This is a genomic window from Agathobacter rectalis ATCC 33656 (assembly GCF_000020605.1).
Lineage (GTDB): Bacteria > Bacillota > Clostridia > Lachnospirales > Lachnospiraceae > Roseburia > Roseburia rectalis.
Window position 1 is genome coordinate 1,952,357 of sequence record NC_012781.1, and the last position, 25,184, is coordinate 1,977,540.

The 25,184-nt window shown below is 49.0% G+C and carries 29 protein-coding genes; all 29 read right to left on the minus strand.

The window, feature by feature from the left end; all coding sequences use genetic code 11:
* The 29 genes from EUBREC_RS09415 to EUBREC_RS09555 all read right to left on the minus strand — a co-directional run bounded on the left by EUBREC_RS09415 (nt 1) and on the right by EUBREC_RS09555 (nt 25,179).
* Nucleotides 1-228 carry a hypothetical protein gene (locus EUBREC_RS09415; RefSeq protein WP_012742924.1) on the minus strand — a complete coding sequence of 76 codons (228 nt, stop codon included), beginning with the start codon at nt 226-228 and terminating at the stop codon, nt 1-3.
* 19 nt (nt 229-247) lie between these two features.
* Entirely contained in the window at nt 248-643 is a 396-nt protein-coding gene (locus EUBREC_RS09420) for a phage tail-collar fiber domain-containing protein (protein ID WP_012742925.1), read from the minus strand.
* Nucleotides 640-1,911, minus strand: a complete 1,272-nt coding sequence (locus EUBREC_RS16645; RefSeq protein ID WP_012742926.1) for a putative phage tail protein — start codon at nt 1,909-1,911, stop codon at nt 640-642. The genes EUBREC_RS09420 and EUBREC_RS16645 overlap by 4 nt, the downstream gene beginning before the upstream one ends.
* 11 nt (nt 1,912-1,922) lie before the next feature.
* Entirely contained in the window at nt 1,923-3,041 is a 1,119-nt protein-coding gene (locus EUBREC_RS09430) for a baseplate J/gp47 family protein (RefSeq protein WP_012742927.1), read from the minus strand.
* Nucleotides 3,042-3,055: 14 nt separating this feature from the next.
* Nucleotides 3,056-3,493 carry a DUF2634 domain-containing protein gene (locus EUBREC_RS09435; RefSeq protein ID WP_012742928.1) on the minus strand — a complete coding sequence of 146 codons (438 nt, stop codon included), beginning with the start codon at nt 3,491-3,493 and terminating at the stop codon, nt 3,056-3,058.
* Nucleotides 3,494-3,507: 14 nt separating this feature from the next.
* Entirely contained in the window at nt 3,508-3,864 is a 357-nt protein-coding gene (locus EUBREC_RS09440) for a hypothetical protein (protein WP_012742929.1), read from the minus strand.
* A 15-nt stretch (nt 3,865-3,879) separates the two neighbouring features.
* Entirely contained in the window at nt 3,880-5,121 is a 1,242-nt protein-coding gene (locus tag EUBREC_RS09445) for an XkdQ/YqbQ family protein (RefSeq protein WP_012742930.1), read from the minus strand.
* Between the two features lie 10 nt (nt 5,122-5,131).
* Nucleotides 5,132-5,815 carry a LysM peptidoglycan-binding domain-containing protein gene (locus tag EUBREC_RS09450; RefSeq protein ID WP_012742931.1) on the minus strand — a complete coding sequence of 228 codons (684 nt, stop codon included), beginning with the start codon at nt 5,813-5,815 and terminating at the stop codon, nt 5,132-5,134.
* 3 nt (nt 5,816-5,818) lie between these two features.
* Nucleotides 5,819-10,507 carry a phage tail tape measure protein gene (locus tag EUBREC_RS16650; RefSeq protein WP_049757234.1) on the minus strand — a complete coding sequence of 1,563 codons (4,689 nt, stop codon included), beginning with the start codon at nt 10,505-10,507 and terminating at the stop codon, nt 5,819-5,821.
* A 153-nt stretch (nt 10,508-10,660) separates the two neighbouring features.
* Nucleotides 10,661-11,230, minus strand: coding sequence for a phage tail assembly chaperone (locus EUBREC_RS09460; protein WP_012742934.1), 570 nt, complete (start codon nt 11,228-11,230; stop codon nt 10,661-10,663).
* 79 nt (nt 11,231-11,309) lie between these two features.
* Nucleotides 11,310-11,774 (minus strand): hypothetical protein, encoded by a 465-nt coding sequence (locus tag EUBREC_RS09465; RefSeq protein ID WP_012742935.1) that lies wholly within the window; start codon nt 11,772-11,774, stop codon nt 11,310-11,312.
* Between the two features lie 16 nt (nt 11,775-11,790).
* Complete coding sequence (locus EUBREC_RS09470) at nt 11,791-13,194, minus strand: phage tail sheath subtilisin-like domain-containing protein (protein ID WP_012742936.1); 1,404 nt, start codon at nt 13,192-13,194, stop codon at nt 11,791-11,793.
* Between the two features lie 2 nt (nt 13,195-13,196).
* A complete protein-coding gene (locus EUBREC_RS09475; protein ID WP_012742937.1) occupies nt 13,197-13,436 on the minus strand; it encodes a hypothetical protein in 240 nt (79 codons plus the stop codon).
* 11 nt (nt 13,437-13,447) lie between these two features.
* A complete protein-coding gene (locus EUBREC_RS09480; protein ID WP_012742938.1) occupies nt 13,448-14,329 on the minus strand; it encodes a hypothetical protein in 882 nt (293 codons plus the stop codon).
* Nucleotides 14,326-14,628 carry a DUF5026 domain-containing protein gene (locus EUBREC_RS09485; RefSeq protein ID WP_012742939.1) on the minus strand — a complete coding sequence of 101 codons (303 nt, stop codon included), beginning with the start codon at nt 14,626-14,628 and terminating at the stop codon, nt 14,326-14,328. Before EUBREC_RS09485 ends, EUBREC_RS09480 begins: the two co-directional genes overlap by 4 nt.
* A gap of 13 nt (nt 14,629-14,641) precedes the next feature.
* Nucleotides 14,642-15,100 carry an HK97-gp10 family putative phage morphogenesis protein gene (locus EUBREC_RS09490; RefSeq protein WP_012742940.1) on the minus strand — a complete coding sequence of 153 codons (459 nt, stop codon included), beginning with the start codon at nt 15,098-15,100 and terminating at the stop codon, nt 14,642-14,644.
* Nucleotides 15,097-15,453, minus strand: coding sequence for a hypothetical protein (locus EUBREC_RS09495; RefSeq protein ID WP_012742941.1), 357 nt, complete (start codon nt 15,451-15,453; stop codon nt 15,097-15,099). The genes EUBREC_RS09490 and EUBREC_RS09495 overlap by 4 nt, the downstream gene beginning before the upstream one ends.
* Nucleotides 15,450-15,860 (minus strand): hypothetical protein, encoded by a 411-nt coding sequence (locus tag EUBREC_RS09500; protein WP_012742942.1) that lies wholly within the window; start codon nt 15,858-15,860, stop codon nt 15,450-15,452. Before EUBREC_RS09500 ends, EUBREC_RS09495 begins: the two co-directional genes overlap by 4 nt.
* Nucleotides 15,860-16,459: a hypothetical protein gene (locus EUBREC_RS09505; protein WP_012742943.1), complete on the minus strand. Its 600-nt coding sequence runs from the start codon at nt 16,457-16,459 to the stop codon at nt 15,860-15,862. Before EUBREC_RS09505 ends, EUBREC_RS09500 begins: the two co-directional genes overlap by 1 nt.
* An 11-nt stretch (nt 16,460-16,470) precedes the next feature.
* Nucleotides 16,471-17,496, minus strand: a complete 1,026-nt coding sequence (locus EUBREC_RS09510) for a hypothetical protein (RefSeq protein WP_012742944.1) — start codon at nt 17,494-17,496, stop codon at nt 16,471-16,473.
* Nucleotides 17,497-17,514: 18 nt separating this feature from the next.
* On the minus strand, nt 17,515-17,946 hold the full coding sequence (locus EUBREC_RS09515; protein ID WP_012742945.1) for a structural cement protein Gp24: 432 nt from the start codon (nt 17,944-17,946) through the stop codon (nt 17,515-17,517).
* A gap of 17 nt (nt 17,947-17,963) precedes the next feature.
* Entirely contained in the window at nt 17,964-19,220 is a 1,257-nt protein-coding gene (locus EUBREC_RS09520) for a hypothetical protein (protein WP_012742946.1), read from the minus strand.
* Nucleotides 19,221-19,249: 29 nt separating this feature from the next.
* Complete coding sequence (locus EUBREC_RS09525; RefSeq protein ID WP_012742947.1) at nt 19,250-19,462, minus strand: hypothetical protein; 213 nt, start codon at nt 19,460-19,462, stop codon at nt 19,250-19,252.
* Nucleotides 19,463-19,547: 85 nt separating this feature from the next.
* Nucleotides 19,548-20,027 carry an XkdF-like putative serine protease domain-containing protein gene (locus tag EUBREC_RS09530; RefSeq protein WP_012742948.1) on the minus strand — a complete coding sequence of 160 codons (480 nt, stop codon included), beginning with the start codon at nt 20,025-20,027 and terminating at the stop codon, nt 19,548-19,550.
* 4 nt (nt 20,028-20,031) lie between these two features.
* Nucleotides 20,032-20,988 carry a phage minor head protein gene (locus tag EUBREC_RS09535; RefSeq protein ID WP_012742949.1) on the minus strand — a complete coding sequence of 319 codons (957 nt, stop codon included), beginning with the start codon at nt 20,986-20,988 and terminating at the stop codon, nt 20,032-20,034.
* Entirely contained in the window at nt 20,909-22,387 is a 1,479-nt protein-coding gene (locus EUBREC_RS09540; protein ID WP_012742950.1) for a phage portal protein family protein, read from the minus strand. The genes EUBREC_RS09535 and EUBREC_RS09540 overlap by 80 nt, the downstream gene beginning before the upstream one ends.
* Before the next feature lie 11 nt (nt 22,388-22,398).
* Complete coding sequence (gene terL, locus EUBREC_RS09545; protein ID WP_012742951.1) at nt 22,399-23,847, minus strand: phage terminase large subunit; 1,449 nt, start codon at nt 23,845-23,847, stop codon at nt 22,399-22,401.
* Nucleotides 23,847-24,308, minus strand: a complete 462-nt coding sequence (locus EUBREC_RS09550) for a helix-turn-helix domain-containing protein (protein WP_012742952.1) — start codon at nt 24,306-24,308, stop codon at nt 23,847-23,849. The genes terL and EUBREC_RS09550 overlap by 1 nt, the downstream gene beginning before the upstream one ends.
* Before the next feature lie 7 nt (nt 24,309-24,315).
* Nucleotides 24,316-25,179, minus strand: a complete 864-nt coding sequence (locus EUBREC_RS09555) for a ParB/RepB/Spo0J family partition protein (protein ID WP_306718470.1) — start codon at nt 25,177-25,179, stop codon at nt 24,316-24,318.
* Nucleotides 25,180-25,184: the final 5 nt, after the last annotated feature.

Here is a 25,184-nt window from a genome sequence, read left to right on the forward strand (position 1 = left end):
TTAACCCTCCTTGATGATAATATTTAAGCCGCCGTCCGATTCATCGAACGCCAGCTGCGCTTTAGCATTTTGAATTTTTGTGATGTCCCTGCGATTTGCAATAGTATTTTCAAATGCACACATAGGTCCTGCATTGATATTGCTCGCATGGTTCGAGTCTGTCGTTTCGGTAATCTTCATAGTGTCAGAGAATACCGCAGTCTCGCTTTTTACTGTGTAATCTTTCACGTTTTGCCTCCTTCCTGGCTTAGAAGATGTCGTCAAGCACGTATGTCTGTTCTACATCATCATCCTTGCCCTTCCTGGTAAAAGTCTTGATGCACACAATGTCGCCATTGGTGTCATACAATCCGATTTCGCTGATCTCTTTTCCAGCAAGTTCACTCTCTGCAAGGGTACATTCGTATCTGCAGGTTGTGTCATTCGGGAATGTGTAACCATCAATGGCTTTGCGGAACAATTCCTTATTGAGCTTAGACTGAGATTCCGTCGGCGCAATGACCGTACCGGAACTGCTTACACCGCCTTCGCCAAACACCATACCGATAATCTTCGGAAGCGTAATGGCTCCGGCACGTGCCTTAACCAGGTTCTCCCTAGCTTTCTTCGTGACCACCACGTTTTTGCTCTTTTCTGTACTCATTGGATATACTCCTTTCTATAGATTGAATTAAGGTTCTTCTTTCCGTCCAGCGCATTGCTGCCATCAAGAAACCAGTAATTCCTTGTTTTGGTAATGACCTGTGCCTCCACATCCATATCTTCTCTTTCGATTCCCATGTGATGCGTAACTGCAGCTTCAAGTCGTTTATTGCCGCCTCTGTGCTCCAACATAGCGTTGCCGTCGAGTAGCAGCTTTCCGTCCAAATAGACAGTGTTCCAAAAATCAGCCTCAAACTCCGAACGAATCGCCGCCCTGGCATCCGAACTTGACCGTAAGCCGTATGTACTTCTTACTTTCATTGAGTCTGTGACCTTGTTGTAGGCGCAGGCAACCATTGCAACGATTGCAACGCCCAGTTGATAGCCTCGTGTAACATCAAGCCTGTGTGAGCCGTCCAAATCCCACGAACCATCCAATAGGTGCGTATTCCAAAAAATGATGTCCGAGGCGATCCGGATTGCTCCTGCCTTGACATCATTTTCTGTTTTCTGTTCTGCTCTGAATTTTACCTTCTGCAGGTCTGCGTCTGTCGGGGTTGTAAATCCACCGAGCATATACTTAAAACCAAGCATCAGATTGTATCTCATATACGGATAGAGAAGGCTGGAACCGTCCAGCGGTTTTCTTCCATCCAGCAGATCGCTATACCAAAATGACTCTGCGATATGGAAGATTATCTTTTTCAGATTCATCTCCTCTAAGTTCCGATTGTCTGATACAATCTCGGTTCGGTCATTCATCGTAAACATCGTGTGTGACTGTTTCAGCTCATTCAGCATAGCTCTCGCTCGCTTTGATGCAAGTGTCCCTTCGCCCATAAAGTATGCTTTGAACACATTCGGGTGTGGCGCCACAAAACCATAATCTCCCGGATCGTTGATGTCTGCAATTCGTACATCAAATCCGGTAGCGGTTTTTAAGTACCCTTCCATCCGATACGGTGTCATCGGCGCCCGGTAGTCTCTCTTCCGGTAAATCAGCTGTCGCCTCTCCTCGTATGGAAGATTTTCTCGCACCGGCAGTCCCCACTTAATCTCGTGGTACATCAGTCCCCATGTGGCAGTTTCCGGAAACAGCTGGTTTAGAATATCCTCAGCTATTTCTCTTGCCGTGTCGTATTCCTGGCCCATGACCTCATACAGCCACTTTCCGACATAGGAATTGTCGTAAAAGCCATCTGAAACTGAGGCAATCATGTTCTTTGCACTCTCGCTGACCGGGAAATTCTCTAAATCAAACTTTTCCACATTCACACCCCCTAACTAAAATTAAGGGTACCGGTGTCCGGGTACTCCTCGCTTTTCAGAGTGATGTTCTGCATTTTCCCATTCATCGTGAATGTTTCAAAGTCCTCGACTCCTGCGATTGCAGAAATCAACGGTCTTACATCGTTGTACCTTAGAACTCCTTCGGTTTTCGCCTGTGCATAGACCGCTCTCACGGCTTCCGTAAAGTCTGCCTTAATTTGCTCGATGCCGGTTGTTTCATCGTAGCTGAGTCCTGCAATAACATAATTTACGGCAACCGTTGTGGCTGCCGCACAAGTCAGTTCTGCTGTTCCAGTAGGAAGCAATCTTGCTGACCTATCATTCGGAGAAACGATGTAGTTATACACATCCTGCACTAGCTTCGCATTGGCCGGTTTTCCGTTTCCGTCTACCAGCACCAGTTTCACTGTACCGGGACCGTTCCACGTAGAAATAACTATTGCATCTCCTGCTCCCGCCTGTTTCGCCCATCTCTTATAGTCCGTATCGTTCCCCAGGTATGTCATGCTGTTGTCGTACTCTGCAGCGATCCTGTCGTAAAAATCATCGTCTGTCTCTCTTTCAGTGCCGCCACGAATAGGCTCCGGATTGTTAATCTCGGTCACATTCTTATCGGGTACCATCATTAGCACGACCGTATTCGCCGCTACATTAGAACCTGTGCCTGCTTCAACCGCTGATACCGGTATAAGCACTGATCCTTCGCCTCCAACAACCACATCCTCTGTGGTGGCATACTCAATCGACGGGCCGGTTTCGGTTGCCGCCGTACAGAATACCGTTCCGGATAAAATCTCGGTTCCTTCTGCAGCTGTGATTTTCACATAGCCAAAAGCTGGTTCCGCTTCGTGTCTTGTGAGATGTACCTGGCGACCGTGAAGGTCTAACCATTCATCCCAGGCGTATTCCGGGAACGCAATCATCAATGCCCTTACGATATGGAAATTGATAATTTCGTCTTTTTCCAACGCTGCAGGCATCGTCATATCATACGGAAACCCACCCGGCATATCGTCGATGTCGTCCGGCAGGTTATTCATCATTCGCTCGTGAATTTCCTCTGCCGAGTTTCCTTCCAGGAACTCCGGTCTGTTAAATTCCGGCTGCATACTCTCCACCTCCTTTACAAGCTAATCTCTATTTCTTCATCCCAGTTGCTACCCTTTACCTTGAAGGTTACGTGCATCTGATCGCCTTCCCAGGTAAATTGAAAATCCCGGACATTTTCTGCCCGGGGATTTACCATAATTGCATCTGTGATTGTTCTTTCCACCATGGACTCAACAGTTTTTTCATCGTCGTTATCCATGGCACGCTCCATTTCGGTACCGATTGAATCGGGGTACGCCAAACAGCGGTACCGCTCTGTCTGTGCAATCTTAAAACACCAAATGGCGAAGGCTTCTTTGCCGTCGCATTCCTTAATCCGGTGCGCCCCATCTCTCACGAAGTCTCCCAGTTCCGTGTTCCACTTCATACTCCTTTTGTACTGAGTGTCGTACTGGCTGTCCTCCGAGATAAAATCCGGTACCTCAACAACCGGAAATAGTGGCTGTGACATTTGCCTCGCCTCCTTTATGATTTCTCAATCACATCAATTACGACTGCTTCGCTCTGAATCCAGGCAACCAGCACTCGATCTCCCGCTTTCACTGCGGGTATCGTTACACTGTGGCTATGAAGAGGAACGCCCGACGGCGATTTGCCAAGCCAGCTCTGTTCCGAGGTTGAAAGTGTCAATCCTGCAGCCAGTCTGCAGATCGTGTAGTCTCCCTTCGGGATCGGCACCGGGAATGTGTTCGTTTTCAAACTTCCGTTTGCCTGGATTTCTCCAAAATCTAAAGTCAGCGGAGACTCTGTTTTCTGCGAGGTTCTCTTATCTAACACCTGCGCCAGTTTCGCTGTCCCTGGGTGTCCGTCAAATTGATCCATCTGTATCACCTGCCTTTAATCAAAAGTTCCGTCGTCAACCCACCCATACACGTTGCTTCCACTGTCCGTATGGATCAGATGCCAAGGGTGTGCTTTCCCGGAACCGTTCTTAATCGTAATCTTTGCTTTTCCTGCCCTGGCGTTATAGCCTTTTGAGCCTGGGTAGCTGCTCACATAATGGGTTCCACCGTGGAAATTCACGATGTCGCCCACATTGTAATCTTTCTTTTTCTCGGAGCTTGCCTTTTCTTTCTTTGGCTCTGCAAGTTCCAAATCCATTGTCATGCTGTAGGTGTCTGCCGTGTGCTGGATGCCTTTCACGTAGTAATACGACTGAGCCAGCTCACTCATTACATACACCAGGTCGCCTTTTCGGACAAACGGAACATCCGGAGACTGTGCTTTAATCTCCTTTTTGATTTTTCCTTCGTCGTCCAAGATTTCCTGTGCTGCAGATTTTGCGTCCGCAAGGCTTTCATCTTTACCTCTCGTATAAATTCTCTGACGGATACCATACTTTGTCTCGCCGTTTACCGTGGCTTCAACACTGGTTCTTCCATCATCGTCTGCCTTCCCTACAACCTTGACCCTAGTAATCATATCTGCTGTGCTTATGCTCTGACTGAACATCTGCGTGTTATCTGTCCGGAATACATACACCGTCTTATTGCTTCCTCTCGGAATAACGGATGTCTTACCTTTCCTGGCCTGCACAAAGCACTGCTCTTCGCCTTTTTTTGCTGCATCGTCCAGCAAATTGATGATGATGTCTGACAGATACTTATTGTTCTCCACCGTTTTGCCGTGTGAAGCATTCGGGCCTTGATATGATCCCTGCGGTATCTCCCAATCATCAAGAATCCCTTCTATCGCCGACTTTGTGCCGGTTCCGGAAGGGAAATATCTGTTGTCCTGGCTCTTCTGCAGCTTGTAAAGCTCGTCGTAGCAGGTACATTTCAGCGTATGCCCTCCGCTCTTTTCGACCGGATTCCACGTTTCCACGTACCCTCGTGCTACTTCCTCGTCCTGGGAAGCACCGTCTGTTGCGAATACTCCGACCAGGCACCCCGGCTTGATTATCTTCGACAGGTAACCCTTGGATGTCTTATCATTCTTCGCCACAAATGAGGTTCTGACGGATAACTCGCCGTCGTTCTCTTCCCATCCGAGGTTTTCGATGTACTCCTTGATGTTGTACTGGTTCTTACTTTCGTCCATAACCACGACCCGGTACTGGATTTTCGCCAAATCAATCATAGCGTGCCTCCTATCCTGGGATTGTCAGAACTTCTCCTGGCCATATCCAGTGACCGTGATCTGAACTGCTTTTTCCGTGTTTCTTTGCTGTGGACTCTATCGTATCCTTGTTTGCATCGTAAATTGTCGTCCATTTGGTACCGCTTCCCAGTTTCTTTGAAGCGATGCCCCACAGCGTATCTCCGGAGACTACTGTATAATTGCCTCCGCTCGATGATGAACTGGCTCTCGGCTTCGTTTTCCTTACAAACGCCGCAATTTTCAGTTCATTTGTACTGTAGATTTTCAACGGTTTCTTCTGAACAAACGTAATGGAATACTCGACATTGCCATACGCTCCAACCGGTCTCGGCTGAAATGAAGAAATCGTAACATCCACGTTTATCCACGTTTCCGTTACGATCAATGTAAGCACTGTCTCATTCAACATATAGTCATTCAGAATTTTTACACACTCATTTGGACTTTTCCAGGCATTCGTCTTGACGATTGCCTCATTCTTCTTTGATGCTCCAAAAAATACACCGTCCCACGAAAACTCTGAAACATCCGTCCCCTTAGGTACCTTTACGGTACCCAGGGAGATGATGTCAAAACTTTGGTACTTGGCTGCATATTTGCCCTGCACCTTTTCGGGTAGAGCCGGGAACGTAAACTTTGAACCCTTTTCCACCGGAATTAGTTTAATATCCATTGCCTACGCTCCTTTCGTGCTTGTTACCGGCATATTGGCGAATACTTCGCTTAACTTGTCGGCGATGTTTCCGCCGAGTTCGTCTGCGATCTCGCCTAAGTGCCTTCTGATTACGGCAACAATATCTTCCTCGCTCTGACCTTCCTTCGCCTCGATTTGGAAATTCGGACTAACTGCAACATTCACACTGATCGGACCGGTCTGTGGCGTTGAGGTCGGAACCTCTGAACTTACCGGAGCAAATGTTTCTGCTGAGTTGTCCTCGTAATTACCTTCTGTGGTTTCGTTATAGCCATAGGATGCGTTTCTTGTCGCCTCAGTGAATAAATTATGGTCTGATACCATATCACTCAAATTTGAGCCTTCTATACGGCCGCCCTCTGCGTGCTTAGAAACGCCGAGTGCCTCGCCTGCCTGCTCGTACAATTCAAGTGCTCTTGTCCTTCGGCTTGGATTTGTCGGGATAACAAACTCGTCCCACCCTTCCTCTGCCAACCATGACAGCTGAGGACCGCCACCAACTCGACCACCCGCAGCGTGTTTCGCCGGTGTGGATGTCGTTGTTGGAATTGTCGGCAGCGTCAGCAGGTTGTACTTCGGTGTTACGTTTACCGTCGGACTGATGCTGAACGGACTTGCCGTTGCTGTATTGAGAGAGGTCTGCAAACTGGTTCTCAATCCTGCCGAGCCATTGGTAAGACTCGTTGACGCTCCTGTGTTGAGAGACGTTCCAAGGTTTGTACCGGCTGTCTGCCACTCTGACTGCAGTGTAGCAAAATACTCGTTCGAGATAGGACCGTAATTCTCCATGACCGTTGAAAAATCAAAATCGGCCATCTGATCCTGCATATACTGTTGCATAAATGTGCTGAGTGTTTCTTCACTGCCGCTGTTCTCCAGGGCATTGTGAAGCGCTTCCGAATAGGACGTCTTGACACTCTCGAAATACTCACCGTAGTAGTCCGACATCTTCTTTTTCAGATCCTCTGTATTCAAGCCGATTGACTCGCCTTCCGTCGGACCTGTGATGGACTCCATGAGTTCCGTCCAATCCTCGTTAGTCATTGAATCCCAGTCGATTGCTTCCTTGATTTCCTCTGCAGTCGGTACAGAATCTTTGAAATCCTGCATAATCTTCTCTTTGGTGCCATCCGGTACCGCAAGTGCCGTCTGCAAAATCTGAGTCGCAATGTCCGTCTGAACTGCCGTATCGAGATTGAGCTTGTCTAATCCCATCCAGCTTGCCACATCAGCTGCAGTCCAAGTCTGTACGTCCGGGTGTGCCAGCAACGCATTGTTCAAAGCTGTTTCCAGCTTCTCCTTTGTGCTTCCCTCAATCTCCGGCATATAGCCTTGAAGTGAGGAGTCCCACGCCTCTGCAATCGTTTCCAGGTTGAATGAAGATACTCTTGCGTTAATCTCATTCAGTTGGGCGTAGTAGCCATCGGTTGCCTCTTTTACGGCCGCATCGTACTCTTCCTGCGTGATAGCTCCATCTGCCAGCTGCAGGTTCAGATTTGTGAGCGTGAGCGTAAGTGCCTGCTCGTACTGATCCGACGCATTACTTACCTGTGTCTGCAGCTCTTCCTGCAAAGCATTGAAACTATCCATATCCAGCTCTGCGCCGGAATACTTAATCTTCAATGTGTCAAATTCCGCATCCGTCCTGGCCTGCGAAATCTTTCCTGTGATAGCAGAAATCTGATCCTGCAAGCTCTGAATTTCTGCAGACTCGTCAAGACTGATAACACTATCCTCTAAGGCAATATCCACTTTTCCACTGAGTTCTTTTCCCAAATCGTCCAGCTGTTTCTTCATGCTGCCGTAGTAGCTGTCGAGACCACTGGTATCTGCGTCGGTTCCAGTAAGCAGCTTCAAAGCGACTGTAGCCTCGTAATGGTTGTTGTCAATATAGGACTGGCTATCGCTGATGAAGTTTTCGATTGCGCTCTTGTAATCGTCCTTCTGCAGTTCGTCCAGTTTCATTCCTAAGCTGACTTTCCAGTTCTCCTTTTTCAAGGTTGATACTGATGATTGCAGGTCGCTAAGTGCCTGCTGTGTGTCGCCGGTTGCAGTTGTGAAGGTGTTCAGTCCGTCCGTCATATCACCGAATGTAATATCACTCGCAATACTCTTGACCTCTTCCAGGGATAACTTAACCTTTCCGAAAGCATTCTTTGCCACGTTTTCGCACTCTTCCTGGAACATAGCTGAAAACTGCTCCGCAGAAACCTCGCTATCGTTCATAGCATCCTGCAGCGCCTTATTCTGAAATCGCACATCTTCGATTGACAAACCGGTTGCCTGGAAAATTTTTTGAGCTTTCTCGGCTTCCTTCTGCATTTCTTCGACATTATCCTGGTACTCTTCTTTGACCTTATTGCCCTTGATCCATCCTGCGATACCTCCGACACCGGCACCGATTAAAGCACCGACCGCTGTACCAAGACCAGGAATTACAGAACCAAGTGCTGCACCGGCCGCCGCACCAGCTGCTACACCGCCTGCTTTCCAAGCGGCTGAACCACCGTAAGCGGCTTTCTCGTCCTTATTATCGGACTTGATAGATTTATACAAATCCATTGCACTACTTACGAGTGTTGCACCACCGGCAATCGCTCCTGCTCCTGCACCCATTCCGACTGCAGATAAAGCTCCTGCGCTTAGTGATGCTCCCCCGGCCAGGTTTCCTGCTCCGAGGTTGATTGCCAGCATTGCTGACTTTCCGAGAAGTCCGGTACCCATTGCGGACGAACCAAGCATCGCTGTCCCAAGTCCCATCTCTCCGGTTCCCGAACCTAATACCGTCTTTCCTGCTTTCCCCAGGCTGATTGCTCCCTTGCCAAGACTGATAAACGGACTGGCAATCTTACCGAGCAATACCGCTGAGAATACAGACGACAAATCTGCAGACTTACCGCCCGGAAGCAGTTTGCCCGCATTTGATACTAAATTACCGAGTCCATCCATCAACTTCGCAGACACGGCATCGAAATCAAATCCCTCTGAGAATCCTTTAGCGAACGACGCTCCGATGCTGGTTCCCTCGTCGAATGTTTCCGAGATGTCAATACCGAGCATTGTCATAACTCCGATCTTAATTCCGCTACCGATGCCTTTTCCGATGTCTCCGGCGAAATCAGCAAATTTTGACTTTCCTTTGGTGTCCCACCACTCCTTGAACGGATCAGCAATAAATTCATCCCAGCTCAGTTTCACCTTGCCGAGGAAATCTGCGTTTTTCCATTCTTCTGACTCTGTTAAGTCATGGAATTTCTTCTTCATGCGGTCCACCTTTGTATCTACCCAGTCCATCATTTCATCAAGACCGGATTCAACCGCTGGCATCTGATCGGTAAGCCAATCTGCCAGGCTTCTCACGTATGGAGATAACCTTTCACCAAATGAGATTTTCACTCCGTCTACTGCACTCTGCAGCAATGTGATAGAACCCTGCAGGTTGTCCATCATCGTTTCAGACATATTCGCTGCTGCTCCGTCTGCATTGTTGATGGCATCTGCCAACTTATTGTAGTCCTCTTCCGAGGCGTTCAAGATAGCAAGCAAGCCTTTCTGTGCCTGCGTTCCTGCGATTGTATTTGCCAGGTTTGACTTCTGCTCTGCCGTCATACCTGCCGTAGCCGTCCTTAACTCACCCATCACGTCAGATAAATCCCTGGCCTGTCCGTTGGAATCAAAAAAGCTGATGCCTAAGTCTTTCATAGCATCAGCCGCTCCATTGGTGTTCGTCGATAATCTCGTGAATATTGAGTTGAGTGCCGTACCGGCCATCGTTCCCTTAATTCCGGTATTTGCCATTAAGCCTGTCATAAGGGCAACATCTTCTATGGAGTAACTGAGCGACCCTGCCATAGAACCTGCATATTTGAAAGTCTCGCCCATTCCGGAGACTGTCGTGTTCGCATTTGATGCAGCCGCTGCCAATACATCTGAGAAGTGTCCGGCATCACCAGCTTTCATATTGAACGCCGTAAGCGCATCCGTAACAATATCGGATGTCGTTGCCAAATCTTCTCCGGAAGCTGCCGCCAAGCTGAGAATGCCTTCGATACCGTTCAGCATATCGTCGGTTTTCCATCCAGCCATTGCCATGTAGTTAAACGCCTGCGCTGACTCTTCGGCTGTGAATTTCGTGGTTGCACCCATTTCCTTCGCCTTATTCGTCAGTTTGACAAGCTCTGTGCTGGTGGCTCCGCTTATAGCCTGGACCTGTGACATTGCGGCCTCGAAGTCCTTGTATGTCTCTATCGTGTCTTTCAGACCGATACTGACTCCCAGGACCGCTCCGACTTGGAAGATCGGATTCTTCAACAGGTTTATGATCCCTCGAACCGGGGAGGTTATGAGGTCAATCGCTCGCATTGTAACGCTCCATGTTTTCCCTGCAAAACCCCTTAACCCATTACCCAGCGTAGAGAGTACCGGACTGATCCGTTCCTTCGCTTCAAGCAGGACTTCGTACTTTTCTTTCGCCCAACTTGCCAGGCTCTTTTCGGTTTTTTGAGCTTGCTTGTCAAACTTGGAAACTGTGTCGCTCGCTTTCTTGGCTGAACTATTCGCACTATTGGCCGCTCGTTCCATCTTCTCGAATTTCTTCGTAGCATTGGAGACTCCCGGATCGGTATTATCGACCGTCTCAATAGGAATTTCGATTCTAAGTGTTTCCGCCACCGTCATTACCTCCTTTCTGTGATTCTAGGGTTATCCGCATAGACGCAAGCATGAACGCCTGCACGCCTTTCGGTTTCTCGTAAAATTCATCGGGGGTTATTCCTGTCTTTTGGAATATGTGATGCAGCAAGCACATCTTGCCCCCCGCTTCAATTAGTTTTTTGCTACTTCCTCAATGTTGCTCTCGTAGCCGCTGAGGGTGTCGATCGCATCAATAATGCGGTCTTTCTCGCCAGCTTTAAGTGTGTACTCGATTACATCCAGGCCGGACATAATCTGAAATCCTTTGCTTTCAAGTGCCTGCCATACCTTCTTGTTGTCCCATAACTTCTCTCTATCCTCTGCGATAGTCGCCTTGTGGATGATTGCTGACTGGTACTTGATACGGTCTGTGTCCTCCGGCATCTTGATACCAAGCTGCTTATTACGAACATACTTTGTAAATTTCTTACGGCACTTGTCGTACTCCTCTGAGCCGAGAGGTCTGATAGAGAATGCAAAAGCGAGCTTGCCGTTTCTGACAATCTCAATCCTCTGTGTTTCCTCTTCATCGGAAGCGAAATCTGCAGCCGCAATCAGACCTGCGATGAAGTCCTCCTCATTCGCTCTGATTACCTGCTTTGTTTCCTCTTCGTTTGTCTCCACTGTGCTTACTGCAGGCTGAGTATTCTCCTCAGCTGTTGCCTCGCCTACTGTTACGCCTTTTACAAATTCTTTAGCCATTTGAATGTCCTCCAATTCTTTTTGATTAAATAAAGGGGAACCGCTCCGGCTCCCCTACTGGTTTCTTATGTGGTACCTCTTATCTGTCTACGCCGAGTAGTGACTGTAACTTAGGCGGTCTGTTGACAAAGAAGTTCCAGTTTCTCTTGATAACATCGCCGACAGTGACATTCTGAATGTCGATCTGTCCGGAAGGGATACACTCCTTGTAAACCACACGCTCCTCTGAACCATTACGTCCGAGAAGTGAACCCTGGAAGTTCCAGTGCGGCGGGATCTGAGTCTCTAATGCCTCCATGACCTCTACAAAGAACTGGTCGTCCTCCACTACGATCTGAGACATCGTGAGGCTGACAGCAAATGTGTTGGCTGTCTCGTGTTCCTGTGCGTCTCCAAGCACACTGTACTTGGCGTTGTTGTAGTTCACGTTAGATGTGAACGTATCAACTGTCGCAAGTAAAACGCCGTCCTCACTGTAGAACGCTCCATCCTTACCGGTACGTGCGTGTCTTGAGTCACCGGCGGCTCTCTCGTTTCTAATCATCGCTTTTTACCTCCTTCTACTCATTGGTGCTGAAACGGAAAATAAAGCTGAGGTAGATATGCTCCATAGAATCCTTGTCGATTACATCGATGTCGAACCATGCGGAGTCACCGTCTGCTGTGTAAGCGGAACTCTCGCTTACTGTGCAGGCTACCAGCTTGCCTTCCTCTCTCATTGCATCACCGACTGCCTGCAGCTGAGAAATTACAGTTGCCCGACCGTTGGTGTCGTTGTCTACCTTGCCTACCAGGTTGTCAGAAGTGGTATTGATACGTCTGATAAGCTCGAAACGAGTCTTAACACGGCGAATCTTTTTCCAGCCGTCGTCCTGGTTGTCCTTCGGCGTAATGAGGGTATTGATCGCATTATCAATCCACACCTGCTTAGCCTTGTTATAGCTGAGTACCAGGCAGCCTTTCTTCTCTGCGGCAATCATTTCAGTGTTTGTCAGCTTTTCCTTGATCTCGGAGAAGCCGCTGACTACTGTATGAGTGAGCGAAGAGTTTGCCGCTACTGCGCCGATCATACCAGCAATACGTGCTGCAGTCTGATAACCGTCGATCTCCGTACCCTGCTCATTCACATGGGCATTAAGGACGTAGTGCATCTTCTCGTCATTGAATGAAGCGGCGTGTGCTTCCCTTGTTTCCAGGTCTACCGTGTGTTTCTCGGCAACGACCGCCTGTGTAAGGGATGCCGCATCAAAAATACGATTGATGAAGCTCTGCAGAAGCAGATGTACCGAAGTGTCCTCGGTATCGACGCAGATTGTGTTAAACTCATACGCCTCTACCTGCTTAAACGCATTGGAGTAGTCCCCATTCGTTACCTGTGGATCAGTTCCCTTTGTAAACTGGGACTGAGACACGTTCTGTAATGTTACGGTGCCGGACTTGATAACCTCTGCCTTGAAATTCTTGGAAGACGCCAGCGCATCCACAAGGGCATTAGCTTCGTCTGTTCCGGCGGTAAATTCCACCTTCTCAAACTCTGTTGTACCAGCATAAAAAATGCACTCTTTGAGAGTGCTGTCTGAGAGCTTTTCACGGACTGTTACTACAAAGTCCTTTGCTCCGGGATATTTTGCTGTGATGCTTACTGCATCTGTGCTTTCGCTGTCCTGCAACTTGATACTGCCCTGAGTGCCGCCGTTACCGACTCTGCAGGCGATGATCGTCTTTGCGCCACCGGCGATTGCCTCTTTCATTGCGTCCGTAGTAAGTGCGGTACCGAATGTTCCTTCGTAGCCATCCTCTGCAGATAACTCGATTGCCTCGTTGAGAGGACCGAAATCTGCACGGAAGATTACTGCGGTAACACCATTCATAACGCCAGCAGCGGCATTTCCGCCTTTCTTCTGAATGTTGAAATAGGTACCGGGACGCACCTTAGTTTCGCCTAAAATGAATGTTCCTGCCATTTTTACTTAACCTCCTTCTGTAAGAACTTGCTTACAATTTCCTTTGCCTCTGATACTGTGTACTCGGCTTTGCCGTCAGTTTTCAGAGCGGCTACAACGCATTCCTGCATTGTGCCGAATACGCTTCTTGCGTTGCCTGCAAGCTCGCTTACTGTGTAAACGGACTCTGCAGGGGCCTTTTTCTCCGGCTTCTTTTCTGCCTTTGTTTCAGCAGGTGCCGGAGTTGCTGTTTCCTTAGCCATGTTTTACCTCCTTAACTGTAATTTCCATGAGCTGCCATAAGCACGTGAGGCTTAGCCTTGTACCTAAGCAATCCATAGTGACCTGTGATGAATACCTGGCCTTCCTTCAAGTAGTCAGATTTGTAATTCACCTGCAGTCTCTTGATGAACATAGGCGAATAGTCCAGCATAATTACCTCTCCGTCGAGTGACAAATGGTTGGCAATATCTGCGGCCATCTTCAATCTCACTGTGCTTTCCGGGCACAAAACATGGACGGCAATTCTACCGTCCATCCAAGCTACTGTATTCGTTTCTTCCTGCTTCTCAGATGAAATCAGTCTGCAGTAAACCACCGGCTGATCCGCTGAGGCTTCGGTTATCTCCTCCATCCGGTCATACCCCATCACCAGGCATTTCGGGTACAATTCCTTGATGTACTTATCAACCGCCATTACTGGGTCCGGGTCGGACGTTTCCATAGACGGATATTCCAGGATGTCAAATCTGACTTCACAGCCGATTACAACACCGGCTTTTCCTGCATCCTCGCCCATAGTGAACGCATCCGTTCTCGCCCAGGTAAAGCAGTACGGCGTACCGCCTTCCGGAAGAAGGATCACATCACGCAGGCATTCCTTCACGATAGGCGCTATGTCCTCCGGGAATACATCTGTTGTGTTCTGACAGAATATCGATACCGAAAGACTACCGGCACTGTTTCGTTCTTCGTTTGCCTGCAGGTCGTAGTTGTAAGTTACCATAGGGTACTGCGTTTCACCGCCCCACCCATCCTGTTCGTCGCCCGGTGCTTCCGGACTAAAAACAGCAGGCACACCGTTGTAGGTTGTAAGCCTCTCTGCGAGTGCTGCCGTACTGACGAACCTTTTCTGAATCAGTTCTTCCAGCTTCACTCTGTCGCTCCTTCCTCAGTGTCCTGCTTTTCGATGCCGTAGGTCTTGACCTCCGACATATCGTGTGAATATCGGATTTCCCACTGAGCGTCTACCGCTTCATCAATGGGAATCCGAAAGTGATTAGTTACATTGCCGATACCCGGATGATACTGGACGATCAGCTCCTTCTCGGTGGCTGATGTTACAAATCCGGCTTTACCTTCCGGCCATGTGCGATGCTTGCCATAGACCAAATCGCCCCTGGCAATCTCGCTCAAATCGAAGGTTGCTATCGGCTGTTCTACTACCAGTGCCATATATCATGCCTCCTTAGCCATACGGCTCCTTGTAAATTTTCTCAATTTCCGGGGTTGCCTTCTCCTTGATCTTGTCTACGAATGGTCTTGCTGCCATTTTCTTCGTTCCGTTTTCAAGGTAGCCAGCATACTTCTCTTGGCTTTCCAGCTCTGCAATGATTTGGACTCCGCCACCAGCGGTACTGCCTTCGCTCTTTACCTGGCCATTCCAGTGCATACGGAGATTTCCTGTACGTCTTGCCGGTGGTTCTCCTGGTGCCGAAGCTGTGTAGGTCGCTTTGCTGTGCGGCTTGCGATATGTTCGCCCGCTTCTCTGACCTTTTAGCACTTCCAGTTCTGCGTTTCTCATAGCATTCACTGCCCTAACGCCCCTGGCTACGACTTGCCGGTTGATTTTGGCTACCTGTCCTTTGACTGTTGCCCTTATGGCACTTCCTGCGCTCCCTGCTTTTCCATCGTTCCACAGTTTCACTTGACATCCTTCCTTTCCTCGGCGTAGTAGATTGTGGATATACCCAAGCTACCCACCTCGTCCAGGTCGATGATGTAAAACGTGCGATTTCCGAGTATGAGTTTATCGGACTTCTTTGCTTCCGGACTTCCCGCCTGCACAATCGTATGGGTGCAAACACGGTCTCTCGTTGAATGAGATTCCTTCTGTTCCTTCGTGGACTCGGCAAGACATCCTCTGATGATCTTTGAGCCGTCTCCTTTCGGGTCGTTTACTACCCTTCCGCTCGCTGTTACAACCTGCGTATTTGACTCGACAACAAAATCCTTGAATAAGTTTCCCGGCCTTAAATACATAAATCTCGCATTTATCATCCGTTCCACACCCTCTCGTTTTCGTGCATTCCGGTATGGAAGTAAGGCGGACCATCTACCCCATTTCCGAACCGTGGCACTGACACTGATTCTGCCTGGACCTCTTTTTTCAGCTTGTCGTAATCTTCTTTCCAAAGTTTCGCCCTGCCATTCATATCCAGGCTGAGAGGACCGGTCTTTGTGTTGACCTCATACGCAAAACGACGGCACAAACTTTCAAGAAGCATCAGCTTCGCACGCTTCCACTTATTCGGGTATGCGTCGATTGCTGCTTGTATCTCCTCGTCGGTCAATGCCGTCGTATCTGCCAGGCCCTCTACCATCGTGTCTCCAAGTTCAAACCTCATACGGTCTTTGCCAAACTCCGTGATGTTTCCCGGCTCATATGTGTATGCACCTTTTGACATTAGGTATCAGCTCCCTCCGTAATGCTGTCTGTGGTTGCGTTACCGCCTACGGATTCGTTTGAATTGCCGTCAGCGGAGAATAAAGTGTCGTGCTGTTTCTGAGCCGCTTTCTTGACTGTAACGCGTGTGTCTAAGGCGTGAAGCAAAATCAGAACGCTGTCGGACTGTACGTTGGCTACTGCCTTTGCACCATCGTCCGCATTCATCTGCAGTACATCGACCACAGACTGAATATCCTCTGCACTGCAGGAAACCGCCGTCACATTGTCACCCTCGCCCTTGACTGTCACGGTAAAACCAGCATTGTCGGAGTCGAACGGTTTAAGCTCTGCGACTGCGGACTGGATCATCTCGTCCACCTGCTCCTGCGTAAATCCTTTGCTTGCATTGGCGACTGCATCGGCCATCATCTTGTCTACCTGCTCCTGCGAATAAAGGGCACCGGACTGTTCCGGTACCCCTGCTTCGTCATTTGCGATTGAGATTACGCCGAGTTTTTCTTCCCTCTCGACATTTAACACAATGTCTGCCGGGATTTCATCCCCTGCGAAGAATTTTCTGCCGCCATAACTGCAGCGTTTCTTTGCAATCAATTTCATGGCGAACCTCCTTATACAGCGTCGCAACCGAAGAATGCGAGATCATCTGCGGTTTTCTTCATGTCGTATGCCATAAGACCCTCAACGAGCTCTGAATGTGTTCCCGGTGCGCCAGGATAATTCAGAATCGGAAGCAAAATTCCATTCTCCAGCATATCCCATGTGAAGATGTAACCTGCAGAAGGCTCCTCGACGGAAGGTGTGTCTGTCGCATATGCTAACAGGAATGAGTTCGGATCCCCGATATATCCCATATCTGCATTCTGTCCTAATCCAGCTTTGTTCTGAACAGTTCTGTCGAGGACAATTCTGTCAATTTCAAAGAGCTGTGCCAGTACGTTAAGATTTACTTTTGCCGGGTTAGGAGTAGAACCGCCGTATTTTACCCTCTCGAGGATTGCCGGGTGCTCTTTTAACGCATTGTAGACGTTTACACCCAATCCAAGTCTGTTAGGGGTGCGGCCGGTTTCCTCATTGATCTCAGTCATTTTGTTCTGGAAGAAAGCGATCGGGTCACTGTTTCCGTTGCTGAACTTGATAAACTGTCCGGATGTAACAGACACGGAATCGGTGCCTGTTGCCTCGTTTTTCCATACTCCTTTGCGCATGAAAGATTTTGAAAACTCTGCATCCTGGTGGATGTTTGCCTGTGTTGCAATCACCTTAGTTCTCTGCTGGCGTGGGTCTTTGGTGTGAGGTCCCTGTCTGCGGTTAAGGTCTGTCTGACGGATATTATCAATACCCATCATCATCTGATCTACGTGGCAGGCATAGTTCTCTGTATGCTCTGAGATTACTGCCGGGTCAACTGAACCGTATGCCGGTTTTCTATTCCAGTTATCACGTAACAAATCCTCTTTGTCAAATACATAGTAATTGTCAGAGGACAGCTGCACCGGGCAAACAGGAAACATATTCTTTGCAAAAGATGTTGTTTCCTGCTGATAGTAAGCCAGCGCCATTGTTGAAAGCGCTGTGTGCGGTCTAAATGCACCCTTTGCGATTTCTGCCTGGATGCTTTTCGTTGTTCTTTTCATTTACCATTTCCTCCTTCTTTATTTTGTGGCATTCTTCTGATACTTGGAAATCTGAACTCTAACATAGTCATTCTCAGCTGCATTGCTGAGCGCCACGCCGATCACATAATCTCCGTCAGCTGCCTTTGTTGCTTTTCCTGCGGTTGCAGTTACCTCTTCGCCCTTCTTGATGGCTCCGCCAGCAAGAATGTAGCCGATGTCCTTAATCTGAACATCTACCTGGTCGCCCTTTGCAACCTTTCCGGACTCTGCTCCGGAGATGTCGTTATAGCCTGCCTCAATAATTGCAATGCCTACGATAGGTGCTGTGCCGTCGGTTGCTACGACTACATCTCCATTCTCGTCATATTTGAGAATGAGGTTTCTCACATCGTCGATAGCAGCACCGGCCTGCTCTGCGATTGTCACAGACTGGTTAATCTGTGAGCCGTTGAAGTTTCTCTTTGCCATGGTCTTTTCCTCCTTCCTTAAAATCCTTCCTCAGCGTCGTATGCGTCCATAAGGTCCGGGTTATCTTCCCAAGCCTTAGCCAGCGCATCCGTATAGCTCATGGAAGGTTCTTTCTGCATATAGCTCTTGGCGATACCTTCGATCTTGCCCTCTGCATCACTTACGTGCACAGAGCCGTGGCCGGGCTTGCCTACCTCGGAAAAAACGCCGGACTTGTTGACCGCTTCCACGGTGGCATCAAGAACGGCGATCATATCGTTGTATGCAGTTCCACCGGTAGCTCTGAGAGATTTGAGCATAGGTACAAGCTCCTCTTTCTTCTTGCCGATGATTTCATACTTGCCTGCTGCGGCTTCAAGTTCTCTGTTCTCAGCATCCTCACGGAACTTTCTGAGTGCTTCGATTTCTGCCTTAACAGCAGGATTGAGTCCCTTGTAGATGTCCTCGCCATCTGCAGGTGTTTCCTGGTTCTGCTCAGGCTTCTCAACAGACTTTGTTACCGCAGGTTTTCCCTCCGGAGTCTGCTCTGTCTGAGCCGGGTCGTCTTCCACGCCGTATCTCTTCTCAATATCTTCGAGAATGAGAAGCTCAGCCTGGGTCATTTTGCTCTTGTCGATCTTCATATCTTCGTTGTCTCCTTTCGACTGTTTCTTTTTGCCCTGGTCCTTTTTGTCCTCTGTGTCTACCTCCGGATCGTCTCCTTCACCGGCAGGCTTTCCAGCGGCGGTCTGTGCCTTCTCGATGTTGTCATTCAGCCTTGCAGCCGCAGACTTCATCATTGCCAGGTCACTCTCCGTCACCTCGTCACTCTTTACGATGTTGATTACCTTTCCGCCGGACCAGTTGCTAATCGCTTCCTTCACTACTGCAGTGAACTCGTCAAGGCTCTCATTCATCGCTGTTGCTGCGCCGGTGCTATCCAGCTCCTCATCATTCAGAATCGAACAGAGGCTTGCCTGCAGTGCGTAGCATATATCCCAAATTTCATCAGCAATCTTTCTGTTCTTGATTTCATTGAAACGCTCGTTGAAACTAACAGAGTTGCCTTTCAGAACTTCCTCTACTGCACTGTCGATCTCTTCCTGGTTCATGCCGGCCTTTTTGCCGATGAAACCGAACAATCGGCTGACAAAACCATTCTTATCGCCATTCTCTCCTGTGGACTGCCCCTTTTCGCCTTTACTCTTTGTTAGCTTAATGTGAGCATCCGGATTTGCACCTTCATCTACAAAATCAACCTTGCTGATTCTGAGATTTTTTAACTTTGTTGCCACTTTGCTTCCTCCTTTCCGCAAGATTTATATTAAAAAAGACACCTTTGCGGTGCCTCTCCTAATAACGGAATGATGTTTCTGTTGCTGATAAACTCTTCTAACTGCTCTACTGTGGACTCTTGCAGGTTATTCAAACCGTAGCGGTCCATAAATTCGAGCAGGAAATCAGAAAAAGGCACCATATCGGATGCCTTGCTGATCTGTTTTATCAATTTGTTCTTTTTGCTTAGATTTGTCTCCATAATGTGAACTACCTATGCCCTTATTACACTCTCGTATGTGGAATTATAAGGTTAAGACTGCTGAAAAACTCAATACGCCCCATTTTTACAAGGTGTTTTCATCTTCTACTTCGACTCTCTCGGCTTCTCCTTCGATTGAGAACATCGGATATGTGCCGTCCTTAACCTTTTCCCATACATCCTCGTCGGTTACTTTGAAGCCGATCCACCAACCAATCGGAAGAGTGCCTGCCGGGATTCCCATTGCCTGCATTTTCTCTTCCGTGAATACCACGGATTCAACCAGGACTGCAGCTCCGCCTCTTTCGTGCATTTCTCCGCCTTCACGATAGAGTAATACATACTGGTATGCTGCGTTTTCCAGTTCTTCCGGCTCGATGATATCCTCCTGCCAGTCCTCAATCTCTTCTCCGTCAGCACGGATAGCCACATTCGCCCAGCCAAATGCCAGGTGCTTGTCGTCGTCGGACTTGGCAATCTTAAACCTGCCTTTAATCACATTGCTGGCAGGCTCTTTCTTCTGCGGTTCTGCAGACTTCTTGATGAAATCAGAGAACTTCTTCACTTTCTCACTTCCTTCCTCTCGGTGCAGCCACTTCGATATACTCGATAGCGCAGGCACATCTCGGGTGTGCAGGTGGTAACATATGTTGTCCTGCAAACAGAACCTTTCCTTTGAAATCAAAGTCGGAGTCCATATCTACCTCAGTACCTTCCAGCGCATTGCAGATGTCGCACACCGAATCGTCTCCGGATGTACTCCATCTCTTTACCATCGTTCCAAGATACCCTTCGCCCTGTGCCTGGCGTATGCCTTCATCGGCTCCACGGTTATAAGCAAAAGCACTCTCGGTCTGAGCGATTGTGAACGCCCTGGCCCGGTGCTGTTTCTCTGCATATTTCTGAGAAGCGTCCAATGCCTTCCGGCGGATGCTCTCAATCTTCATTCTCGGATGCTCTTTTCGCATCGTAGCCACGATATTGTCATAATACCTGGCGTTTGCTCTTGCGTCACCCTCTGTCAGACCGATGCATGGACGAATGAGCCTTGCCAGTTCATCTACTGTATGGCTCTCTCTCATTTTCTTTTCCAGGAGTGCCGCTATTGCGTCCTTCTGTTCTTCTGTGCATCGGGTAACAAACTCAGCTCCTCTTTCACCGATCCAGTCGAGAACGCCAGGTGTCTGAGTGTCAAACTCAAAAGCGAGACCGTCCAGGATTGGTTGCCCGGTTGGTCCCGCTGCCATTGCCTGCGTCCACATTGACTGTAATCTCTCGGCAACAAGCACTGAGTAATCCTGTTGCCAAGCCTCTAATGTCTCTTTGCTGAGGCTTCCGTCCGCTACTGCCTTTCGGAGTTCCTGGTACGTGATGGCATCCTGCTGATCCTGCCAAAACCCGCATAGGATTTCAACCGGTTCGTCACATTCGTTCTGCAGGTACTCTTCAAGTCTGCGTAGGACTTCTTGACTGCCCGGTGTCTTTGCCTTGCGTATTCGCTTTGGCCGTATGAACCTTATTGCCATTTGCACCGCTCCTTCCTAATCGCCTTTTAGCGGCTTCCGCCACATTGTCGGGGATTTCTTCGCCTTCGTCGTTTCCATCGCTTCCTGCGGCTGTCTCAGGCTCCGGTGGCTGGTTCTGCTCCGCCTGTTGCTTACGCCGCTGGTCTACTGTTCTGTCGTCCGTTGTCCTCTCCGGCAGGTGTCCGACCTGGCGAATGTAATCTTCCAGTCCGTCGTCCGGTACTAAGATTCCGATGCCAGTCATATCCTTGATGAATGCCGCGACCTTCGTTACGTCCACATCTGCAATGTCGCCGTGGGACATCTTTGGGTACTCCGTGATGCCTGCAAAATGTTCACCGTTAATATCGATCAACGGCGGGATGCCCTGGCTGTTGAATGTCTCGCAGATCATGTCTAGGAATGCACCGATTGCCATAGCGAACAACTCCGTCTTATCGGAACTCAACGCCCAGGAACCGGTCTCTGAATGCCCTAAGAAAATAAAATCCGCCAGTACCGTCATTGCAATTCGGGTATCGTAGCGGTTGATGATCGCATTCGTGTCAAACTGTCGGGTGCCGCCGGAACTTAACAGCTCCAACTCATATCCTGCCGGAAGTACCACACCTTCCATCTCGTCTCGGCGAATACTCTTTACCATATTTTCCAACGCAATTCGTGTCTGCTTGTTGTCCTCAATATCATCGTTCCAAAGGTCTAACCCTTCCGGTCCGTGCATTACCGGGAGTCCTGCAAGGTCTCTTTCAATGCCGATTCCTTCAATCTCCTGGATTCTTCTCTTGAAGTACCAGGATCGGTAAGCATTTCTCAAAATGCTTCGTCCTTCCGGGTTGTTCTTCCTGCTCTTTGTACGGAACAGCAAAGCCTTACTCATTGGTATCGTGTAGGTACCAAAGTCCGGAGGCGGCATCTGAGTCATTCCCAGCAGATTGTCCTCGTTGTCGTATTCCCATCTGTAGAGCGTTTCCTGCGCTCTGATAGGTAACTTCTTCCATCCAATCAAACCATCCGTGTACTTACTCTTCGTGGTTGGGTTCTTCGTATTTCCCATACGGCGCTTATACACGATCTCGTGGAAGCTCCAACCGTAAGTGAGGAAAGATAAGATTTCCGAAATTGTGTCCGTCCAGGTGTCCTGCATATCGTGCATACAGCTTTCTACGAACTCTGCAGCCTCTTTGTCCTTTGCGGTGTCGCCTCCCGGCTCTACATTCCAGTCGCACTGTCTTACCAGCATCTCGATAGCGAAGAGGATCGCACCTACCACATCGTCATTCTCAGACATTTCACGGTAGACCTCTATTCCTCGTGTGCCTCTCAGTTCGTGAAGGAACTCCTCATAGATTGTTCCTCCGTAGCGTCGCTGACCTATGCGACCGATTTCTTTGTTAGCCATCTGTTCTCACCTCACTTATTCCAATAACTGCTCTTGCCTAACTGGCTATCCTTAGGCGGTGCTGAGTATGTAGCACCACTCTCCAACTCTGTAAATGCCGACGAACTTGCATCCACCATATCCTTGAATTTCGACTGTGGGAAGTTCTCGCACTCGTTGAAATACTCTTCATTCCACGGTGCAATCAGCACATCAACATTGCCCTTATCCATGCCTTCGAGCCCTAACCACTGTGCCGAGAACGGTTCTGCTCTCGTCACCTTGTCTCCGGACTCTTGAATGCACTTAACAGTAAAACCGGCCAAGAGCTTCATAAAACTCTGTGCCTGGTCTTTACCTGCCTGGCCTGGGTCTTGCGGAAGTCTTGTTGCTACCCTTCCGTATTTCGCCCTGTCGGCTATGCAGGTCTGCTTTATAATTTCTCTCACATCGGACGAACTCAACCGGCGATTGATAACGTCGGCCACAATGTACCGTCCGTTTCTTCTCTTTCCGATCAGCACGCCTGCTGTGTATGCCGGGTCTCCCTTTTCATCCTCAGATGTTGCCGCAAGGTCCCAGCCTCTCGCCCACTTGATAACATCGGGCGGTATCTCTTCCAGCATATTTACCTTTACTCGCTTGAACATCAAACCTGCGGCGGCTTTAATCTTCCAGTTGCCATGCAGTAGTCGCTCTCTCTGCACAAGAGTCATCGCCTGCAGGTTGGCTAAATACCCTGGGTCATTCTTCATCAGAATTTTGTTATCATGCAGCGTACTCGCAATGAACGTCACGCTCTTAGGCATCGTCTCAGCCTGTTCCGGCTTGACACCGTTCTCGATAGCTCCCTGCACTGCCTCTTCCCTGCTGTCAAACCAGGTAACGACCTCATTCAGCCGCACCATCCAGCGGATCACTCCCGACCGTTCCGGTATTGGGTAGCCGGTCTCTTGGTTTATCCACCAGGAAATGAACTCAGCAACCCAAGAGTCTGCGTCCGGGTTGCAGGTGGCTCGTACATACGGCTTTACACCGGAATCTGTACGGTTTCGAGACAGCATATAAAAGAACTGGTACTCGCTAAAGTGCGTCAGCTCGTCAAATCCTATCATCGTGAGCTGTGAGCCCTGCCAGTCGTCGCAATCTTCATCACGTCCGAGGTGGGCGAAATTGACCGATGCGCCTCTTTTGAAAGTCCAGTGTAGTTTTGGTGTCTTTAACGGCCGGGAACCTTTCACGTAGCGGTAAATCTTTCGTGAACTATCCCATAAGCCTCCTGGAGATGTTACCTGCGTGTAGTCACGTCGGAAGATAGTTGCGTTGTAGTCCGGATTGTTCATGTACCGAAGCGGCTCTAACAGCAGTCCAAAGGTTTTTCCTCCGCCTGCAGCGCCTCCATAAATGCAAATATCCGCAGAGGTCGCTAAAAACATTTCCTGCGGTCCTTTCTGCGGAGCTAATACGATTTTCTCTTTCATCAATCGTCCCTCCCATTATCCGGAAGGTAAATCTGAACCTCCGCATCATTGTCGCTGGTCTGATCCACATAGTCCTGTGGTCTATCCTGCCAGCGGTCTCTCTGCCGGTTCTTCAACCAAAATATCTGAGCCGTGACATCCGGCGGTACGTGCTTCTTGGTCTTTTCAATCTTGACCGGTTTCACATTGCCGTCCTTGTCATACTCAATGATTTTCTTCTCTTCCTCGTACTCATAGCCGGTAGCCCTCTCGTAGAGACTCCTTATTACCTTCGCATCTGATACGCCTTTACCTTCTCCAAGCGCCTTGCCGAATGATTCGTGTTCCTTGGCCCATCGCATAATGGTTCGTTCGGAGACTCCCATGGCAAGGGCGATCTCTTCATTGGTGGCACCCATTGCAGCCAAAGACCACGCCCAGTTATCGTGGTAAGGGGCATTGTATTTTGACTTAGCTGCCATACATTAACTACCTGCCACTGAGGTAGTCAGCACATAGGTACTCGATCAGTTGCCACCTGTTCTTACTCGTGATTGTCCCTTCCTTCTCAGCTTTCTTGATTGCCTGCTGAATAACGGAAGCGGACTCACCCGGTACCGCATTACTGCCAAACAGTTTAGCGAGGTAGGTCCATTCTCCTTCCTCTGTGAAACCGCAGTCGTCCATCTTCTGAGCGGCGTTCTCAATCATGGAGTGGATAGCCGCACCGACGTTTCGGATGTCCGTAAACTTCTGATATTTGCTAAGTGTCTCCACAAATCCCTTGCACTGCTCGTAGGATGCCACGCCCACAATGTCCGGAGCCTTTGATTCCAGGTCTTTAACCAGTGCGTCCATATCCTTTACCTGGTGCGGAAGGAATGTAAACGTCACATTCTTAAAATCAAACTGAACCGCAGGACTCAGCATCTTGTCGTACTGTTCCAGCGGTTCTTCCATGATCTCCTTGCCGACGAATGACTCAATCATATCGTCCACATCGTCTATCATCTTCACGATTTCTCTCAACGTACTGTCGTCGTCGAAACCGGAAATTGCATTGTGTGCCAGCTGCTTTGCCGCAATCTTGCTTCGTGAGAGACCGGACACATCGACAATAGCGATGATTTCCTTCATCTCTGCAGCACGTGCGCTCTTTACTCTGTGGTGGCCGCTGATGATTTCCAGCTTGCCATCCACCAAAACAAAAAGAGGCAGGCTTTCCAGCTGTCCTCGCTTCTTGATATTAGCGGTCAACTGATCCTGCATCTCGTTTTTCATTATCCTGGCGTTGATGTCCTGCTCCTTAACCTTATCCAGCGGAACCTTGGCGATCACCAAGCCGGAACCCATATCAT

Coding starts and splice junctions, on each gene's coding strand:
- EUBREC_RS09550 (WP_012742952.1), bottom strand. CDS start 24,308: ATGGCAGCTAAGTCAAAATACAATGCCCCTTACCACGATAACTGGGCG.
- EUBREC_RS09535 (WP_012742949.1), bottom strand. CDS start 20,988: ATGGCAATAAGGTTCATACGGCCAAAGCGAATACGCAAGGCAAAGACA.
- EUBREC_RS09475 (WP_012742937.1), bottom strand. CDS start 13,436: ATGGCTAAGGAAACAGCAACTCCGGCACCTGCTGAAACAAAGGCAGAA.
- EUBREC_RS09445 (WP_012742930.1), bottom strand. CDS start 5,121: ATGATTGATTTGGCGAAAATCCAGTACCGGGTCGTGGTTATGGACGAA.
- EUBREC_RS09500 (WP_012742942.1), bottom strand. CDS start 15,860: ATGTCAAAAGGTGCATACACATATGAGCCGGGAAACATCACGGAGTTT.
- EUBREC_RS09420 (WP_012742925.1), bottom strand. CDS start 643: ATGAGTACAGAAAAGAGCAAAAACGTGGTGGTCACGAAGAAAGCTAGG.
- EUBREC_RS09540 (WP_012742950.1), bottom strand. CDS start 22,387: ATGGCTAACAAAGAAATCGGTCGCATAGGTCAGCGACGCTACGGAGGA.
- EUBREC_RS09495 (WP_012742941.1), bottom strand. CDS start 15,453: ATGATAAATGCGAGATTTATGTATTTAAGGCCGGGAAACTTATTCAAG.
- EUBREC_RS09465 (WP_012742935.1), bottom strand. CDS start 11,774: ATGATTAGAAACGAGAGAGCCGCCGGTGACTCAAGACACGCACGTACC.
- EUBREC_RS09525 (WP_012742947.1), bottom strand. CDS start 19,462: ATGGAGACAAATCTAAGCAAAAAGAACAAATTGATAAAACAGATCAGC.
- EUBREC_RS09505 (WP_012742943.1), bottom strand. CDS start 16,459: ATGAAATTGATTGCAAAGAAACGCTGCAGTTATGGCGGCAGAAAATTC.
- EUBREC_RS09430 (WP_012742927.1), bottom strand. CDS start 3,041: ATGCAGCCGGAATTTAACAGACCGGAGTTCCTGGAAGGAAACTCGGCA.
- EUBREC_RS09440 (WP_012742929.1), bottom strand. CDS start 3,864: ATGGATCAATTTGACGGACACCCAGGGACAGCGAAACTGGCGCAGGTG.
- EUBREC_RS09470 (WP_012742936.1), bottom strand. CDS start 13,194: ATGGCAGGAACATTCATTTTAGGCGAAACTAAGGTGCGTCCCGGTACC.
- EUBREC_RS09510 (WP_012742944.1), bottom strand. CDS start 17,496: ATGAAAAGAACAACGAAAAGCATCCAGGCAGAAATCGCAAAGGGTGCA.
- EUBREC_RS09435 (WP_012742928.1), bottom strand. CDS start 3,493: ATGTCACAGCCACTATTTCCGGTTGTTGAGGTACCGGATTTTATCTCG.
- EUBREC_RS09515 (WP_012742945.1), bottom strand. CDS start 17,946: ATGGCAAAGAGAAACTTCAACGGCTCACAGATTAACCAGTCTGTGACA.
- terL (WP_012742951.1), bottom strand. CDS start 23,847: ATGAAAGAGAAAATCGTATTAGCTCCGCAGAAAGGACCGCAGGAAATG.
- EUBREC_RS09460 (WP_012742934.1), bottom strand. CDS start 11,230: ATGGCTAAAGAATTTGTAAAAGGCGTAACAGTAGGCGAGGCAACAGCT.
- EUBREC_RS09485 (WP_012742939.1), bottom strand. CDS start 14,628: ATGGCACTGGTAGTAGAACAGCCGATAGCAACCTTCGATTTGAGCGAG.
- EUBREC_RS09555 (WP_306718470.1), bottom strand. CDS start 25,179: ATGGGTTCCGGCTTGGTGATCGCCAAGGTTCCGCTGGATAAGGTTAAG.
- EUBREC_RS09450 (WP_012742931.1), bottom strand. CDS start 5,815: ATGGATATTAAACTAATTCCGGTGGAAAAGGGTTCAAAGTTTACGTTC.